The 15,966-nt window shown below is 74.5% G+C and carries 11 protein-coding genes; 9 read left to right on the forward strand and 2 right to left on the reverse strand.

Going from position 1 to position 15,966, the window contains the following annotated elements; genetic code table 11:
* Positions 1 to 46 precede the first annotated feature (46 nt).
* Positions 47 to 2,710 carry a WD40 repeat domain-containing serine/threonine protein kinase gene (locus tag ABD292_RS36580; RefSeq protein WP_344215637.1) on the forward strand — a complete coding sequence of 888 codons (2,664 nt, stop codon included), beginning with the start codon at positions 47 to 49 and terminating at the stop codon, positions 2,708 to 2,710.
* 27 nt (positions 2,711 to 2,737) lie between these two features.
* On the opposite strand, the gene ABD292_RS36585 is transcribed toward ABD292_RS36580, so the two are convergent.
* On the reverse strand, positions 2,738 to 2,920 hold the full coding sequence (locus ABD292_RS36585) for a DUF6203 family protein (protein ID WP_344215639.1): 183 nt from the start codon (positions 2,918 to 2,920) through the stop codon (positions 2,738 to 2,740).
* Between the two features lie 96 nt (positions 2,921 to 3,016).
* On the opposite strand from ABD292_RS36585, the gene ABD292_RS36590 reads away from it, so the two are divergent.
* The 4 genes from ABD292_RS36590 to ABD292_RS36605 all read left to right on the forward strand — a co-directional run bounded on the left by ABD292_RS36590 (position 3,017) and on the right by ABD292_RS36605 (position 7,987).
* Entirely contained in the window at positions 3,017 to 4,792 is a 1,776-nt protein-coding gene (locus ABD292_RS36590) for an aldehyde ferredoxin oxidoreductase C-terminal domain-containing protein (RefSeq protein WP_344215641.1), read from the forward strand.
* A gap of 50 nt (positions 4,793 to 4,842) precedes the next feature.
* On the forward strand, positions 4,843 to 5,409 hold the full coding sequence (locus ABD292_RS36595; RefSeq protein ID WP_344215643.1) for a dihydrofolate reductase family protein: 567 nt from the start codon (positions 4,843 to 4,845) through the stop codon (positions 5,407 to 5,409).
* 32 nt (positions 5,410 to 5,441) lie between these two features.
* Positions 5,442 to 6,662, forward strand: coding sequence for a PP2C family protein-serine/threonine phosphatase (locus tag ABD292_RS36600; protein ID WP_344215645.1), 1,221 nt, complete (start codon positions 5,442 to 5,444; stop codon positions 6,660 to 6,662).
* Between the two features lie 119 nt (positions 6,663 to 6,781).
* Positions 6,782 to 7,987 carry a hypothetical protein gene (locus tag ABD292_RS36605; protein ID WP_344215647.1) on the forward strand — a complete coding sequence of 402 codons (1,206 nt, stop codon included), beginning with the start codon at positions 6,782 to 6,784 and terminating at the stop codon, positions 7,985 to 7,987.
* Between the two features lie 3 nt (positions 7,988 to 7,990).
* Here the strand turns inward: ABD292_RS36605 and ABD292_RS36610 are convergent, their stop codons facing one another.
* The gene (locus ABD292_RS36610) at positions 7,991 to 9,172 is read right to left on the reverse strand and encodes an SGNH/GDSL hydrolase family protein (RefSeq protein WP_344215649.1); all 1,182 of its coding nucleotides are present in this window, start codon (positions 9,170 to 9,172) and stop codon (positions 7,991 to 7,993) included.
* A 98-nt stretch (positions 9,173 to 9,270) separates the two neighbouring features.
* Here ABD292_RS36610 and ABD292_RS36615 point away from each other — a divergent pair, with 98 nt between their 5' ends.
* From ABD292_RS36615 to ABD292_RS36630, 4 genes are read left to right on the forward strand one after another with little or no spacing between them, the layout of a single operon-like run.
* The gene (locus ABD292_RS36615) at positions 9,271 to 10,272 is read left to right on the forward strand and encodes a LacI family DNA-binding transcriptional regulator (RefSeq protein ID WP_344215895.1); all 1,002 of its coding nucleotides are present in this window, start codon (positions 9,271 to 9,273) and stop codon (positions 10,270 to 10,272) included.
* Complete coding sequence (locus tag ABD292_RS36620; RefSeq protein ID WP_344215652.1) at positions 10,269 to 12,260, forward strand: beta-galactosidase; 1,992 nt, start codon at positions 10,269 to 10,271, stop codon at positions 12,258 to 12,260. Before ABD292_RS36615 ends, ABD292_RS36620 begins: the two co-directional genes overlap by 4 nt.
* Positions 12,261 to 12,283: 23 nt before the next feature.
* On the forward strand, positions 12,284 to 14,575 hold the full coding sequence (gene yicI / locus ABD292_RS36625; RefSeq protein ID WP_344215654.1) for an alpha-xylosidase: 2,292 nt from the start codon (positions 12,284 to 12,286) through the stop codon (positions 14,573 to 14,575).
* Positions 14,572 to 15,963 carry a GH1 family beta-glucosidase gene (locus tag ABD292_RS36630; RefSeq protein WP_344215656.1) on the forward strand — a complete coding sequence of 464 codons (1,392 nt, stop codon included), beginning with the start codon at positions 14,572 to 14,574 and terminating at the stop codon, positions 15,961 to 15,963. The genes yicI and ABD292_RS36630 overlap by 4 nt, the downstream gene beginning before the upstream one ends.
* Positions 15,964 to 15,966: the final 3 nt, after the last annotated feature.

Raw genomic sequence — 15,966 nt, forward strand, 5'->3', positions numbered from 1 at the left:
GGCTATCGTGTGGATCGCTCACACAGATGTCCGCGGAAGGAGCGGGATGCCGCAGATCCGCCCGCTCCGGCCGGGCGACCCCGAACGGGTGGCCGGCTGGCGGCTCGTCGGCGTGCTCGGCTCCGGCGGCCAGGGAACGGTCTACAAGGCGGTCGGCGACGACGGGCGCGAGGTCGCCGTCAAGCTGCTGCACAGCCACCTGATCGGCGACGACGGGATCACCCGTGGCTTCCTGCGCGAGGTCGAGGCGGCGCGGCGGGTGGCGGCGTTCTGCACGGCGGCGGTGCTCGACGTGGGGACGGCGGACGAGCGGCCGTACATCGTGAGCGAGTACGTGGCGGGCGACACGCTGCACCAGGTCGTCCGGTCGGAGGGGCCGCGCACGGGCGGGACGCTGGACCGGCTGGCGATCTCCACGCTGACCGCGCTGGCCGCCATCCACCAGGCCGGGATCGTGCACCGCGACTTCAAGCCGGGCAACGTGCTCATCGGGCCCGAGGGGCCCATCGTCATCGACTTCGGCATCGCCAAGGCGCTGGACGCGACGACGATGGCGTCCGGGGTGGTGGGGACGCCTACGTACATGTCGCCCGAGCAGTTCGAGGGGCAGCGGGTCGGGCCGGCGTCCGACATGTTCAGCTGGGCCGGGACCATGGTGTTCGCGGCCACCGGGCGGCCTGCCTATGCCGGGGCGACGGTGCCGGCGATCCTCAACGCCGTGCTCAGCGGCTCGCCGGACCTGGGCGGGGTGCCGGAGCGGCTGGCGGAGGTGCTGCGCCCGTGCTTCGCCAGGGACCCGGCCTCACGGCCGTCCCCCACGGAGCTGATGAAGCGCCTGATGACCCACCGCGCCCCCGCCGTCCCCTCCCCTCTGCCCGGCTCCACCCCCACCGGCCCAAGCGCCGCCCCCACGCCGGGCACCACCGGACAGGGCACGCCACTGGCAGGCCACGCCGCGCTGCCAGGCGCGGCTGAGTCGAGCGGGATGCCGTCGGGCAACGCCGGCGGGCCGGCCGCCGTCGGACCTGGCATGCAATCGCCGGGCTACGCCGCCATGCCGGACGCCGCCCAGCCAAGCGGGGTGCCGTCGGACCATGCGAGCAGGCCGGCCGCCTCCGGGCCGAGCGCGCCTCCGCCGGGCCCCGCCGCTGTGCCGGGCACGGCTAGGCCGAGCGGCGTGCCATCGGGCAACGCCAGCGGCCCGGGCATGCAATCGCCGGGCCACGCCGCCGTGCCTGCTGCCGCTGGGCCGGGCGGTGGGGGCGGCGTGCCCGTGCCGAATCCTGTCGGGCCCTGGCCGGGGGCCGGTGGGGCGGGGAGGGGCGGTGGGCGGCCGGTTGCCGAGGGCCACAGGAGTTCTGGAGGGCGTCGGGAGCAGGGGACCGTCGAGGGACGCGGGTCTGGTGGGCGGGGCCGGGGGTCGCAGGGGTCGTACCACGGGGGGATGCCGGGCCCGGAGACCTCGCCGGGGGGCGCGCGGAAGGGGGTCAGCCGGCGGGCCGTGCTGAGCGCCGGGGCGGCGGCGCTGGCGACGGCCGCGGTGTCGGCGTTCGTCGCGCTCAGGCCGGACGGCGGCGCGGCAGGCCACGACGGGACGCTGAATCAGCCGCCCGTTCCCGACACCGGCGCCACCGGGATGCCCTCCCCCGCCGGTTCCGCCACTCCCTCGTCCACTCAGCCGTCCCTCCAGACGCCGACACAAACGCCCGCCACGCCGGTCGCGGCCGAGCCGTTCGGGACGATGATCGGGGAGCCGGCGGCGCTGCCCGCGGGCACGGGGGCCCCGTCGGCGGTGATGGAGGCGCGCGGCCCGTTCGTGGCGCTCGGCGGCGGCAACGGCTCCGTCGTCGCCTGGGACGTCACCGCCGGCCCGGCCCGCAGGCTCGGCGACGGCGGCGCGGCGACGACGGCCCTCGCGTACGGCAACAGCCGGGGCGAGCCGGTGGTCGCCTCCGGGCACGCCGACGGCCGCATGCGCCTGTGGCGCCCGTCCGGCGAGAGCCTGGCCTCGCATAAGGCCCCCGACCCGATCATCGCGATGACCGTCACGGCCGCGGGCCAGGTGGTCGCGGTGTCGCAGAAGTACGACAGCCTGCGCGACCTGCGCGGCGTCGTCCGCCTGTGGGACGTCACGACCGGCAAGCAGATCGGCCCCACGAGCACCGAGCACTTCCAGGGCGTCAACGGCCTGGCCTTCGGCCGCCTGGGCGACGCCGACGTGCTGGTGACGGGCGACGGCGCGAACCGGATCCGGGTGCGTCCCCTGTCCACCGGCGTGGTGTCGGGCACGTTCAAGACCGGCGAGATCGGCGGCATCGAGCTCCTGGCGTGCGACGAGCTGAAGGGCCGGCCGGTGCTGGTCTCCACGCATCAGGACGCCACCTTGCGCGTGTACGACCTCAAGTCGGGCAAACGCCGGAAGAAGTGGGACTTCAGCGACCGCAGCCCCGACGACCGGGGCGCCGCCGCGCTGGTGACCGGCGTCATGGGCGGCATGCCGGTGGCGGTCGTGGCGCACACGCCGTCGGGCGGGGACGCGTTCGTGCGCGTCTGGAGCCTCGCCGACGGGGAGATCGTCGGCGAGTTCGGCTCCGGCGAGGGCGGCGGCATCCGCGCGCTGGCGCTCACCGAGCAGGCGGTGAACCGCCCGGTCGTCGCCACCCTCGGCGCGGATCGCCGGCTGCGCCTCTGGAGCCTCGGCACCGGCTGAGCCGGCCACCCAGCCACGCTCCTGTAGTCAGCGGTGGGAGAGGCGGCGATCGGAGCGGCGGCGGGAGCGGGCGGGCCGGGGTGCGGGGCCGGGGCGGGGCTGGTTCTTGCGGCGGCGGCGGTTCACCAACCAGCCGAGGGCGAGGAGCGCCGCGCCGATGGGGGTCGCGGCCATGCGGCGCCCCAGGAGGACCTTGAGTAACCGTTTCATGGGCTCTCCTCTGCCCGGATCGGCGCCGGCCGCACCAGGCACCTGCGCCCGCGCCGGTTTGCGCCCGCGCTGTGAGGTGTGATGTCGTACTGTGCCGTGCCGACCATCGTGGACCTGACCAGCGGAACCGTCGAACGCGAGCACCGCGACGACGAGCCCGGCCACTACGACGGGACGATCCTCGGCCTGCGGTTGATGACCGAGCGCACGCCGCCAGGACTGGACCCGTACGACCCGCGCGCGCTGCTGTTCGTGGCCGCCGGCCGGCTCGGCGGGGTCCGCGCGCCCGGCCTGGCCAAGGCGGTGTTCCTGGCCAAGTCGCCGTTGACCGGGGTGGCCGGGGAGTCGCACGCGCTCGGCCCGTTCGCGGCCGGGATGCGGGCCGCCGGGGTGCGGGCGCTGGCGGTGACCGGGCGGGCGGCGCGGCTGTCGTACCTGCTGGTGGAGAACGGCGAGGTCAGCGTGCGCGACGCGGAGGAGCTGCGCGGCCTCGGCACCGCCGCGACCACCGACGCGCTCAGGGCCAGGCACGGCCGCGACGCCTCGGTGGCGGCGATCGGCCCGGCCGGGGAGAGCCTGGTCAGGTACGCGAGCGTCGTCACCGACCTCGCCCACCCGGCCGCCCGGTACGGCATCGGCGCGGTGTTCGGCGCCAAGAACCTCAAGGCCCTGGTGTTCGCGGGCGACGCCGAGGCGGCGGTCGCCGATCCCGGGGCGCTGGCGGACGTGGCCGCCTTCTACCGCGACGCGCTGCCCGGCAACCGGCTCGCGGCCTGGCAGCACGGCGAGCCGGGGTTCGCGGGGTGGACGGGCGAGCCGCCCGCGCCCGGCTACGTCGCCGTGCGCAACTTCTCCGTCACGGCCGCGACCGGTCTGCGCGCCCCCCAGGAGGGCGACTACGCGGGCCGCGCGGTGACCCTGCGCGGCGCCTGCCCGGGCTGCCCCAACGACTGCCTCAAGGTGTACGCCCCGCCGTCCGCGCCGGAGCGCCGCTCGGGCGGGCTCGGGCAAGAGGCGTTCCCCTCGCTCGGCTGGAACCTCGGCATCGACGACCTCGACACCGTGCTCGCCGCCAACGCCCGCTGCAACGACCTCGGCCTCGACCCGGTCAGCCTGGGCGGCACGCTGGCCTTCGCCATGGAGTGCGCCGGGCGCGGCCTGCTGCCCGGCGGGCCCGCCTTCGGTGCCGCGGCGGCCCTGCCCGGCCTGGTCGCGGACGTGGCGCACCGGACGGGCGAGCTGGGCGACCTGCTGGCCGACGGCGCCGCCCGCGCGGCCGCCGCGCTGGGCCCGGAGGCCGCCCGGTACGCGATGACGGCCAAGGGCGCGGAGCTGCCCTGCTTCGACCCCCGTGTCCAGCCGGGGCTCGGCCTCGGCTACGCCCTCGCTCCCGGCGGCCCCCGTTACGACGCCCTGGAGCACGACCTGGACTTCGACCCGGTGGAGGGGCTGACGTACTGCTTCCCCGAGGCGGCGAGGATCGGGGCGGAGCCGGCGCCGGCCGGACGCCTGGACGCGGAGCGGGGCACGCGCACCGCCCGCCTGCTGCGGCTGTGGAGCGCCCTGGACGCGCTCAACGTGTGCCTGTTCGCCTCCTCCCCCACCCGGCCGCTGACGCTGGACCGGCTGACCGGGCTGGCCGCCGCCGTGCTGGGCCGCGAGTTCCCGGTCGCGGAGCTGCTGGCGGCCGGGCAGGAGCGGCTGGACGCGATGCGCGCCTACGCCGCCAGGGAGGGCCGAGCGGGCCGCGAGGAGCTGCCCGCGCGGCTGCACGAGGAGCCGGTCGCCGAGGGGCCGTACACGGGGGCGGTGCTGGAGCGGGAGGCGTTCGCCGAGGCGCGGGCGGCGTTCCACGCCGAACTCGGCTGGTAAAGCCCCGCCGGGCGCGGTGAGTTCGCCGCGCGGGCGGTGTCCCATGGAGTATGAGCAAACTCCTCTACTCCGCGACGATGTCCCTGGACGGTTTCATCGCCGGGCCGGGCGGCGACATGTCCTGGCTGACCCCCTACCTCGGGCCCGATCCCTTCGCCGACGACCTCGCCGGGCGGATCGGCTCGCTCCTCGTGGGCCGGCGCACGTTCGGCGGTGACGACCCGCACCGGGGCACGGAAGGCGAGGGCCAGGCGTTCGGCGGCGGCTGGAGCGGGCCGCAGGTCGTGCTGACCCATCACGTCCCCGCCGAGCCGGTGCCCGGCGTGGTGTTCGCCGGCGACCTCGGCACCGCCGTCGCCACCGCCAAGGAGGCGGCGGGCGGCAAGTACGTCAACGTGCTCGGCGCGGACGTGGCCCGGCAGTGCCTGGAGGCGGGGGTCCTGGACGAGATCCTGGTGTTCGTCGCGCCCGTCCTGCTCGGCGACGGCGTCCGCCTCTTCGACCGCCCCGGCGGCGCGCCCGTCCCCCTCGAACGGCTCGGCGTCACGCAGGCCCCGTCGGCCACGCACCTGTGGTGGCGGGTCCCGCCGCCGGGTGATCCCGTACCGCGCGGGTAGGAGCCGTCCATCCGCCCTGAAAGGAGAGGTCGATGCGGAGCGACGGCGAGCGCGCCCTGGGCGGCCTGCTGGCGGCCAGCCACCTGGCCGCCATGGAGGACCTGCCGGCCCTGGTCGCCGAGCACGCCGCGATGATGGGCTTCTCCGGCACCCTGATCTACGTCGCGGACCTGCAGCAGCAGTCGCTGGTGCTGCTGCCGGGGCAGCGCGACGCGGCGGGCCCCCCGCCCGAGCGGCTCGGCATCGACACCACGCTGCCTGGCCGGGCGTTCCGCACGGTGTCGAAGGTGTACGCGACGCCGGGCACGGGCGGCGGCCCGCGCCGGCTGTGGGTGCCGCTGCTGGACGGCACCGAGCGGATCGGGGTGCTCGGGCTGGACGTGCCGGACGAGGACCCGGAGCTGACCGAGTGGCGGGCCGCGCAGCTCGCCGCGCTGATCGCGGTGCTGATCGTCAGCAAGCGCCCCCACAGCGACTCCTACGCCCGGCTGGTGCGGTCCCGGCCGATGACGCTGTCGGCGGAGGTCATGTGGAGCCTGCTGCCGCCGGGCACGTTCGCGAGCGAGGGGGTGGTGGTCAGCGCCGCCATGGAGCCCGCGTACGAGGTGGGCGGCGACGCCTACGACTACGCGATCGACGGTGACGTCCTGCACGTGTCGCTGTTCGACGCGATGGGGCACGACACGGCGGCCGGGCTGACCGCCTCGGTCGCGATGGCCGCGTCCCGGCACCACCGGCGCCAGGGCATGGGGCTGCCCGAGGTGAGCGAGGCGGTGGACGCCGCGATCAAGAAGCAGTTCAGGGGCCGGTACGCGACCGGCCTCCTCGCCTCGCTGCACCTGCGGACCGGCCTGCTGCACTGGGTCAACCGCGGCCACCACCCGCCGCTGGTGATCCGCGGCGGCCGGCGGGTGGCGACGCTGGAGACCCTGCCCATGCCCGATCCGCCGATGGGTTTCGGGCTGGGCATGGCCAGGGGGCTGCTGCGCTACCAGCTCGAACCCGGCGACCGGCTGCTGCTCTACACCGACGGGATCGTGGAGGCGCGCAGCCCGGGCGGCGAGGTGTTCGGGCTGGAGCGCTTCACCGACTTCGTGGTGCGGCACGAGGCCGACGGCGTGTCGGCGCCGGAGACGCTGCGCCGGCTCATCCAGACGATCCTGCGGCACCAGGGCGACCGGCTGCAGGACGATGCCACGGTGATGACCGTCGAGTGGTACGGCGAGCGGCACCGCCTCCTGACCGTGTCCTGACCTGCGGCGCGGCATTACCATCTCCAGCCTCTCAGCCGATCAGGACGGGAGGTTGTCGGCAAAGGCGCCGGGTACGCCGGAAACCGGATGTTCCCGACCAACGCAAGGAGCCCGGCGTCATGCCTTTCAACCCATTGCAGGAGCGGGGTATCCCGCTGGACAAGCAGCTGCGGAACTGGCGCGAGCTGAACGTGACCCCCGTCGATCCCGACCACTGCGACCCCTACACGCTCTGCCGCATCATCACGATGAACGGCATCGAGGTCGAGGCGATCTTCTTCAGCCACCACCTGGCCCGGCACTGCCCGGACATCGAGCTGAAGCAGCAGCTGGCCCGCTCCCGCTACATCGAGGCCCAGCAGCAGAAGGCCGTGAACTGGCTGCTGCCCGGCGTGTCCTCGGTGCTGGAGACGACGATCTCCTACGAGCAGGTCGCCGTCGATCTGACCGCGTGGGTGGCCCGCATGGAGCCGGATCCGTACCTGCGGCAGGCGTACGAGTTCGGGGTGCTGGAGGACTTCGACCACCTCTACCGCTACGCCAACCTGTACGAGATGATCGAGCACCGCAAGGCGGAGAAGATCGTCGACAACCTGACCGAGGTCATGCCGGGACGGCCGACGTACCTGCATCACCGCAACCCCGTGGACAACGTGCGCGAGCCCTATGACCGCTCCAGCGCCGCGCCGATCTCCAAGCTGCACGCGCTGACGATCATGGCTGCCGAGCAGCAGACGATGAACTTCTACATGAACGTCGGCCCGACCTACATGGAGCCGATCGCCCGGCAGCTCTACCAGGAGATCGGCATGGTGGAGGAGGAGCACGTCACCCACTACGAGTCCCTGGTGGACCCGGGCGAGAGCTGGTGGGAGATGCTGCTCAACCACGAGTACAACGAGTGCTACCTCTACCACTCGTTCATGGAGACCGAGTCCGACCCCAAGGTGAAGAACATCTGGGAGCTGCATCTCAACATGGAGCTGGAGCACCTGCGGCTGGCGGCCGAGCTGTTCAAGAAGTACGACGGCCGCGACCCCGAGCAGGTGTGCGCGCCCGAGCTGCCGCAGCCGGTGACGTTCGAGCCCAACAAGGCCTACCTGCGCGACCTGCTGGCCACCCAGATCGACTACACGACGCTCGGCACCGGCTACGTCCAGGAGGCCCACGAGCGGTTCGAGAAGATGCAGGAGGCGCTCATGGGCGGCGAGCAGCCGGCCTCCGAGCGGGTGATCGCCGAGAACCGCGCCAAGTCGGGGCGGGAGTACCGGCTGCAGACCGAGGGCGAGCACCCGGTCCACAGCCTGGCGCTGAGCCGCCGCTGACCCTTACCGCGCGAACAGCCCGGCGGGCACCGCCTCGGCCAGCGCCTGGTACCCGGCCGCGTTCAGGTGCAGGCCGTCGCCGCCGTCGAAGGCCGCCCGCAGCCGCCGTGGCTCCGCCGGGTCGCGGACCGCGCGGTCGAAGTCGATCACCGCGTCGAACCGGCCGCCGGTGCGGATCCAGTCGTTGACCTCCTGGCGGGCGGCCTCCCTGCAGCCGCCGGGGTCGTCGTAGTCGTGCCCGCCGAACGGGGTGAGCGTGGCCCCGTACACGGTGAGGCCGGCGGCGTGCGCGCGGGTCACGATCTGCTCGTAGCCGGCGACCAGCTCCCCGGCCGTCCGTTTCTGCGCGGCCGGGGAGGGCTCGGCGACGCCGAGGTCGTTGACGCCCTCGAAGACGATGAGCCAGCGGGCGCCGCTGCGGGCCAGCACGTCGCGGTCCAGGCGGGCCAGCGCGCTCGGGCCGAGGCCGTCGGCGAGCACCCGGTTGCCGCCCGTCGCCTGGTTCGCGATGGCGAGACCTGTTCCGCCGAGCCGGTCGGCGAGCCGGTCCGGCCAGCGGTCGTTGCCGTTGGTGGTGGAGCCGCGCCCGTCGGTCAGCGAGTCGCCCAGCAGGACCAGCGCGTACGTCCCTGGATCGGCGTGCACCTCGGCGGCGCTCAGCAGGTACCAGTGGTCCACGGGCGTCGCCCCGGCGAGATCAGTGGCCTCGCACTGGTCGCCGGGCGCGAGATGGGACGTCGTCCGCGACCCGGGATGCCCGGTGACCGGCGCGTGCTGGCCGTCCGCGAGGTAGGCGGTGACGGTGACGACCGAGCCGGCCGCGAGCGGCACGTCCAGCGGGTCGGACACCGCCTGCGCGCCGGGCGGCACGACGACGTGGGAACGGCCGGAGAAGGTCAGCGGCCGGGAGGTGCCCGGCTCGATCGCGCTCACGCCCGCCCGTCCGCCGGCGGGACGGGCCACGGCGAGCCTGGTCACGGGCAGGGGCGCGGTCCCGAAGGCGTTCGACAGCCGCAGCCGCAGGCGGGGGCCGCCCGCCGAGACCCTGATGGTCTGCCGGAGCGTGGCGTCCGCCAGGACGGGGCCGCCTGGACCGCCGCCGCCCGCGTACGGCGGGGCCGGCAGGTCGCCGGGCTCGATCCGCTGGGGCGTCGCGGTCCAGGTGTCCACCCAGTGGCCGCTCATGGCACTAAGCCCGTTGACATCCGCACAAATCGGACTTTAGGTTATGCGAAACGTTTCGACAACCTCCCGTCTGGGGTCTGATGTCCTCATTGCGTGATGTGGCCGAGCGGGCCCAGGTCGCGGTCAGCACGGTCTCCGCCGCGCTCAACGGCACCCGGCCGGTGGCCGCGGCCACCAAGCGGCGCATCGAGCAGGCCGCCGCCGAGCTCGGCTACCGCCCGAACCTGCTGGCGCGCGGCCTGCAGAGCAAGCGGACCAGGATCCTCGCGCTGCTGTTCCCCACGCCGTCCGGCGGCTTCGGCCACACGGAGATGCTCTTCGCGACCGGCGCCGCCGAGGCCGCCAAGGAGCTGGGCTACCACCTGCTGCTGTCGCCGGAGAGCGCCGACCCCATCGACGAGCTGCGCCACCTCACCGGTCTCGGGCTGGTGGACGGCGTGCTGCTCATGGAGGTGCGGCTGGACGACGAGCGGACGGAGTTCCTGTCCGCGGCCGGGGTGCCGTTCGCGATGATCGGCCGCACCCGCGAGCCGGACGCGATCGACCACGCCGACATCGACTTCGCCGCCACCGCCCGCGACGCGGTCGCGCACGTGGCCGGGCTCGGCCACCGCGAGCTGGCCTTCTTCAACCTCTCCCCCGGCCGGTACGCCGAGGGCTACGGCCCGGCGGCCCGGATGGCGGCGGAGTTCGCCGCGGCCGCCCGCGAGGCGGGCATCGGCTACGCGGACGGCTTCCGTCCGGGCTCGGCCGAGGAGGGCAGGCAGGCGTTCGAGCGGCTGATGGCCGAGCGCCCCGGCGTGACGGCGCTGGCCGTGGCCGACGACCACGCGGCGGCCGGCGTGCTCGCGGGCGTGGCGGCGCGCGGCTGGCGCGTCCCGGAGGACCTGACGGTGGTGCTGGTGCTGTCGTCGGCGCGGGCGGCCGCGATGTTCCACCCGAGCCTGACGACGCTGGAGCCGCCGAGCGCCGAGCTCGGCCGGCTCGGCGCGCGCATGCTCATCGACCGGCTCCAGGACGACGGTCCCCCACGGCAGCGGCTGGTGCCGTGCCGCCTGGTGCCCGGCGGCAGCTCGGGCCCCCCGCGAGCCGGCGCATGAGCGGGTTGGAGCGCCTCACGGCGGGCCGTGGCCTGCTGTTCGGCGGCGACTACAACCCCGAGCAGTGGCCGGAGGAGGTGTGGGCCGAGGACGTCGCGCTGATGCGCGAGGCCGGGGTCAACCTGGTGACGGTCGGCGTGTTCAGCTGGGCGCGGCTGGAGCCGGAGCCGGGGGCGCGCGACTTCGGCTGGCTGGACCGGGTCATGGACCTGATGGCCGACGCCGGGATCGCGGTGGACCTCGCCACCCCGACCGCCTCGCCGCCGCCGTGGCTGGGGCACCTCCGGCCGGAGACGCTGCCGGAGGACGCCTCGGGGCACCGGCTCTGGTACGGCTCGCGCAACCAGTTCTGCCCGTCCTCGCCGGTCTACCGGGAGCGGGCGCTCGGCATCGCAGGCGACCTCGCCGCCCGTTACGTGGGTCATCCCGCGCTCGCCCTCTGGCACGTGGGCAACGAGTACGGCCAGATCTGCCACTGCGACGTCTCGGCGCAGGCGTTCCGCGCCTGGCTGGAGCGGCGCTACGGCGGCCTGGACGCGCTCAACGCGGCGTGGGGCACCACGTTCTGGAGCCAGCGTTACTCCGGCTGGGCGGAGATCCTGCCGCCACGGCGGGCCCCGTACCTGGTGAACCCGACGCAGAGCCTCGACTGGCAGCGGTTCTGCTCCGACGCGCTGCTCGACCACTTCCGCGCCGAGCGTGACGTGCTGCGTGAGCACACGCCGGACATCCCGGTCACCACCAACTTCATGGGGCTGTTCAAGCCGGTGGACGCCTGGAAGTGGGCCGCCGAGGAGGACGTCGTCTCCAACGACTGCTACCCCGACCCGGGCGACCCGCTCGCCCCGGCGCGCACCGCGCTGGTCCACGACCTCATGCGCGGCCTGGCGGGCGGCCGGCCGTGGCTGCTGATGGAGCAGGCGGCCGGCGCGGTCAACTGGCGGCCGCACAACCTGCCCAAACCGCCGGGGCAGCTCCGGCTGGAGTCGCTGCAGGCGCTGGCCAGGGGCGCGGACGGCCTGTGCTACTTCCAGTGGCGCGCCTCCCGCTTCGGCGCCGAGCGCTTCCACTCGGCGATGGTGCCGCACGCCGGCCCGGACACGCGGCTGCACCGCGAGGTGCGCGCGCACGGGCGGGAGCTGCGCGGGCTCGGCGAGGTGGCGGGGCAGCCGGTGCCGGCGCGGGTGGCGCTGGTGTTCGGCTGGGAGAGCTGGTGGGCGCTGGAGGAGCCGGCCCGGCCGAGCGACCGGCTGCGGGCCGACGAGCAGCTGCTCGCCTACTACCTGCCGCTGTGGGAGCGGGGCGTCGCCGTGGACGTGGTGCCGCCGGACGCCGAGCTCGGCGGGTACGCGCTGGTCGTGGTGCCGAACCTGTTCCTCGTCACCGACGAGGACGCGGACGCGCTGACCGCGTACGTGCGGGGCGGCGGCACACTGGTCGTCGGCCCGTTCTCCGGCGTGGTGGACCCGGACGGGCACGTACGGACCGGCCGCTTCCCCGCGCCGCTGCGCGCGGCGCTCGGCGCCTCCGGCGAGGAGTGGCTGCCCGCGGCGGGCGAGGTCGGCTGCCGCTGGCGCGACGGGGAGGCGTTCACCGCGCACACCTGGACCGAGCTGATGGCCGCGGAAGGAGCCGAGGCCGTGGCCGAGTTCACCGGCGGCGACCTGGCCGGGCGGCCCGCGGTGCTGCGGCACCGCGCCGGCGACGGCGTCGCCTGGTACGTCGCCACCCTGCCGGAGCCCGCCGCCCTCGCCGAGGTCATGGCGCGGGCGCTGGCGGACGCGGGCGTGCGCGGCGAGGTCGCCGAGCTGCCACCGGGCGTCGAGGCGGTACGCCGCGGCGAGGTGCTGTTCCTGCTGAACCACGGCGCCGCGACCGCCCGCGTGGACCCCGGCGGACGCTGCGAGGACCTGCTGACCGGAGCCGTCGCCGACGGCCCCGTGACCCTGCCGCCGCGCGCGGTCGCCGCGCTGCGCCGGCGCACCTGACTCTCACCTCTGGGGCGGACGGGATGAAGTTCAAGGACGGTTACTGGCGGATGCGGCCGGGCGTGCGGGCCTCGTACGCCGCCGCGGCCCACGACGTCACGATCCAGGACGTCACGGCGGATCAGGCGGGCGGGTCGTTACGGATCCTCGCGCCCACCCGCCCGATCACCCACCGGGGCGCCACCATCGACGGCCCGGTCCTGCGCGTGGACGTCTCCTCGCCGATGCCGGACGTGATCAGCGTCCGCGTGGTGCACCTCGCCGGTTCGGTGCCCGACTCCCCCGCCTTCGAGCTGCGCGGGGAGCCGGTCACGACAGGGATCGACGTGGACGCCGAACACGCGAGCCTGACCAGCGGCGCGCTCACCGCGCGGCTGCGCAGGGACGCGCCGTGGGAGCTGGTCTTCAGCGCCGGCGGCAGGGAGCTGACCCGCGGCGACGGCAGGAGCCTCGGCCTCATGGAGGACGCCGGCGGGCGGCACTTCCTGGTCGAGCAGCTGCGGCTCGGCGCCGGGGAGCTGGTGTACGGGCTCGGCGAGCGCTTCGGCCCGCTGGTGCGCAACGGGCAGAGCGTCGACATCTGGAACGACGACGGCGGCACGGCCAGCGAGCTGGCCTACAAGAACATCCCGTTCTACCTGACCAACCGCGGCTACGGCGTGTTCGTCAACCATCCGGGGCGGGTGTCGTTCGAGGTGGGGTCGGAGACGGTGTCGCGGGTGCAGTTCAGCGTCGAGGGGCACGAGCTGGAGTACCTCGTGATCCACGGCCCGACGCCGGCCGACATCCTGCGCCGCTACACCGCGCTGACCGGCCGTCCGGCGCTGCCGCCCGCCTGGTCGTTCGGGCTGTGGCTGTCCACGTCGTTCACCACCGACTACGACGAGGCCACGGTCACGTCGTTCGTGTCCGGGATGGCCGAGCGGGACATCCCGCTCAGCGTGCTGCACTTCGACTGCTTCTGGATGCGGCAATACCGCTGGTGCGACTTCGAGTGGGACCCGGAGACGTTCCCCGACCCCGAGGGCATGCTGCGCCGGCTCAGGGAGCGCGGGCTGCGGGTGTGCGTGTGGATCAACCCGTACATCGGGCAGGCGTCGGCGCTGTTCGACGAGGGCCGGCGGCTCGGCCACCTGCTGCGCCGCCCGGACGGAACGGTGTGGCAGGACGACCACTGGCAGGCGGGGCGGGCGCTGGTCGACTTCACCTCGCCGGCCGCGCGGGAGTGGTACGCGGGCAAGCTGCGCGCGCTGCTCGACATGGGCGTGGACGCGTTCAAGACCGACTTCGGCGAGCGCGTCCCGACCGACGTGGCCTACGCCGACGGTTCCGACCCCGAGCGCATGCACAACTACTACACGCTGCTCTACAACCAGACCGTCCACGACGTGCTGGCCGAGCGCGGCCCCGCCGTGCTGTTCGCCCGGTCGGCGACCGTCGGCGGGCAGCGGCTGCCGGTGCACTGGGGTGGCGACTGCGAGTCCACGTTCGAGGCGATGGCCGAGTCGCTGCGCGGCGGGCTCTCCCTCGGCCTGGCCGGGTTCGGGTTCTGGAGCCACGACATCGGCGGGTTCGAGGGCCGGCCGGACCCGGCGGTGTTCAAGCGGTGGGTGGCCTTCGGGCTGCTGTCGTCGCACAGCCGGCTGCACGGCAGCTCGTCGTACCGGGTGCCGTGGCTGTTCGACGAGGAGTCGGTGACCGTGCTGCGCGCGTTCACCAGGCTCAAGGCGCGGCTCATGCCCTATCTGTACGGCGCCGCGGTGCGCGCCACCACGGACGGGCTGCCGGTGATGCGGGCGATGCAGCTGGAGTTCCCCGGCGACCGGGCCTGCGACCACCTCGACGCCCAGTACATGCTGGGCCCCGACCTGCTGGTCGCGCCGGTGCTGTCGGCCGGGGGCGAGGTCTCCTACTACGTGCCCGCCGGCGAGTGGACCCGCCTGCTGGACGGCGCGACGGTGACGGGCCCCGCCTGGCACACCGAGGTGCACGGCTTCGACAGCCTGCCGCTGCTGGTGCGGCCGGGCGCGGTGCTGCCGGTCGGCGCGCGCGAGGACCGGCCCGACTACGACTACGCCGACGGCGTGACCCTGCGGGCGTACCGGCTCGCGGACGGCGATCACCGCACTGTTACCGTTCCCACCGTGGACGGGGGCACAGGGGCGGTCTTCGAGGTGTCGCGGGACGGCGAGCGGGTGCGGGCCCGGCGCGTCGAGGGCGCGGCCACGTCCTGGAACTTGCTGGCCGGCGGCGCGCGGGCGACCGCCGGGCCGGACATCGACGAGATCGAGATCATCCTTGAAGGAGCAACATGACGACCTTCCCCGAGAGCTTCCTGTGGGGCACCGCCACGGCCGCCTACCAGGTCGAGGGCGCCTGGAACGAGGACGGCCGCGGCCCGTCCATCTGGGACACCTTCTCGCACACCCCCGGCCTGGTCGCGAACGGCGACACCGGTGACCTCGCCTGCGACCACTACCACCGGCTGGAGTCCGACCTCGACCTGCTGGCCGGGCTCGGCGTCGGCGCCTACCGCTTCTCGATCTCCTGGCCGCGCGTCCAGCCGGGCGGCTCCGGCGGGCTGAACGAGCCGGGCGCGGCCTTCTACGACCGGCTGATCGACGGCCTGCTGGCCCGCGGCATCGCCCCCGTCGCCACCCTCTACCACTGGGACCTGCCGCAGGAGCTGGAGGACGCGGGCGGCTGGCCGGCCCGCGACACGGCGCTGCGCTTCGCCGAGTACGCCCGCCTGATGGGCGAGCGGTACGGCGACCGCGTGCATACCTGGATCACGCTGAACGAGCCGTGGTGCTCGGCGTACCTGGGCTACGCCTCCGGCGTGCACGCCCCGGCCCGCACCGACCCGGCCGCGGCCCTCGCCGCCGTCCACCACCTCAACCTCGGGCACGGCCTGGCGGTGCAGGCGCTGCGCTCGACCGCGGCCAGGGACGCGCGGATGTCGGTCACGCTCAACCTGCACCACGTGCGCGGCGTGTCCGAGGCGGACGCGGTGGCGGTGCGCAAGGCGGACGCCCTGTCCAACCTGGCCTTCCTCGGGCCGATGCTGGAGGGCGCCTACCCGCGCGACCTCATCGAGGCCACCTCCTCGGTGACCGACTGGTCGTTCGTGCGCGACGGCGACGAGGCCGCCGCCCGCCAGCCGATCGACGTGCTCGGCGTCAACTACTACAACCCGACGCTGGTGCGGCACTGGGACGGCTCCGGGCCGAAGGAGACGGCCGACGGCCACCAGGACGGGGCGGCCTCCCCGTGGATCGCCTGCGAGGACGTCGAGTTCGTCCGCCAGCCCGGCCCGTACACCGAGATGGGCTGGAACATCGACGAGACCGGCCTGACCGAGCTGCTGCTGCGCCTGCACCGCGACTACCCGGGCCTGCCCCTCATGATCACCGAGAACGGCGCCGCGTTCCCCGACCCGGTCGGGCAGGACGGGCTGGTCCACGACGCCGACCGGGTCGACTACCTGCGCCGGCACCTGTCCGCCGTGGCCGAGGCCATCGCGGGCGGCGCGGACGTGCGCGGCTACTTCGTGTGGTCGCTGATGGACAACTTCGAGTGGGCGCACGGCTACGCCAAGCGGTTCGGCATCGTCCGGGTGGACCGGCAGACGATGGAGCGCACCTGGAAGGACAGCGCCCACTGGTACCGCGACGTGGTGGCCACGGGCAAGCTGCCGGAGTGAGCC

The organism is Nonomuraea bangladeshensis (assembly GCF_039529455.1).
GTDB classification, from domain to species: domain Bacteria; phylum Actinomycetota; class Actinomycetes; order Streptosporangiales; family Streptosporangiaceae; genus Nonomuraea; species Nonomuraea bangladeshensis.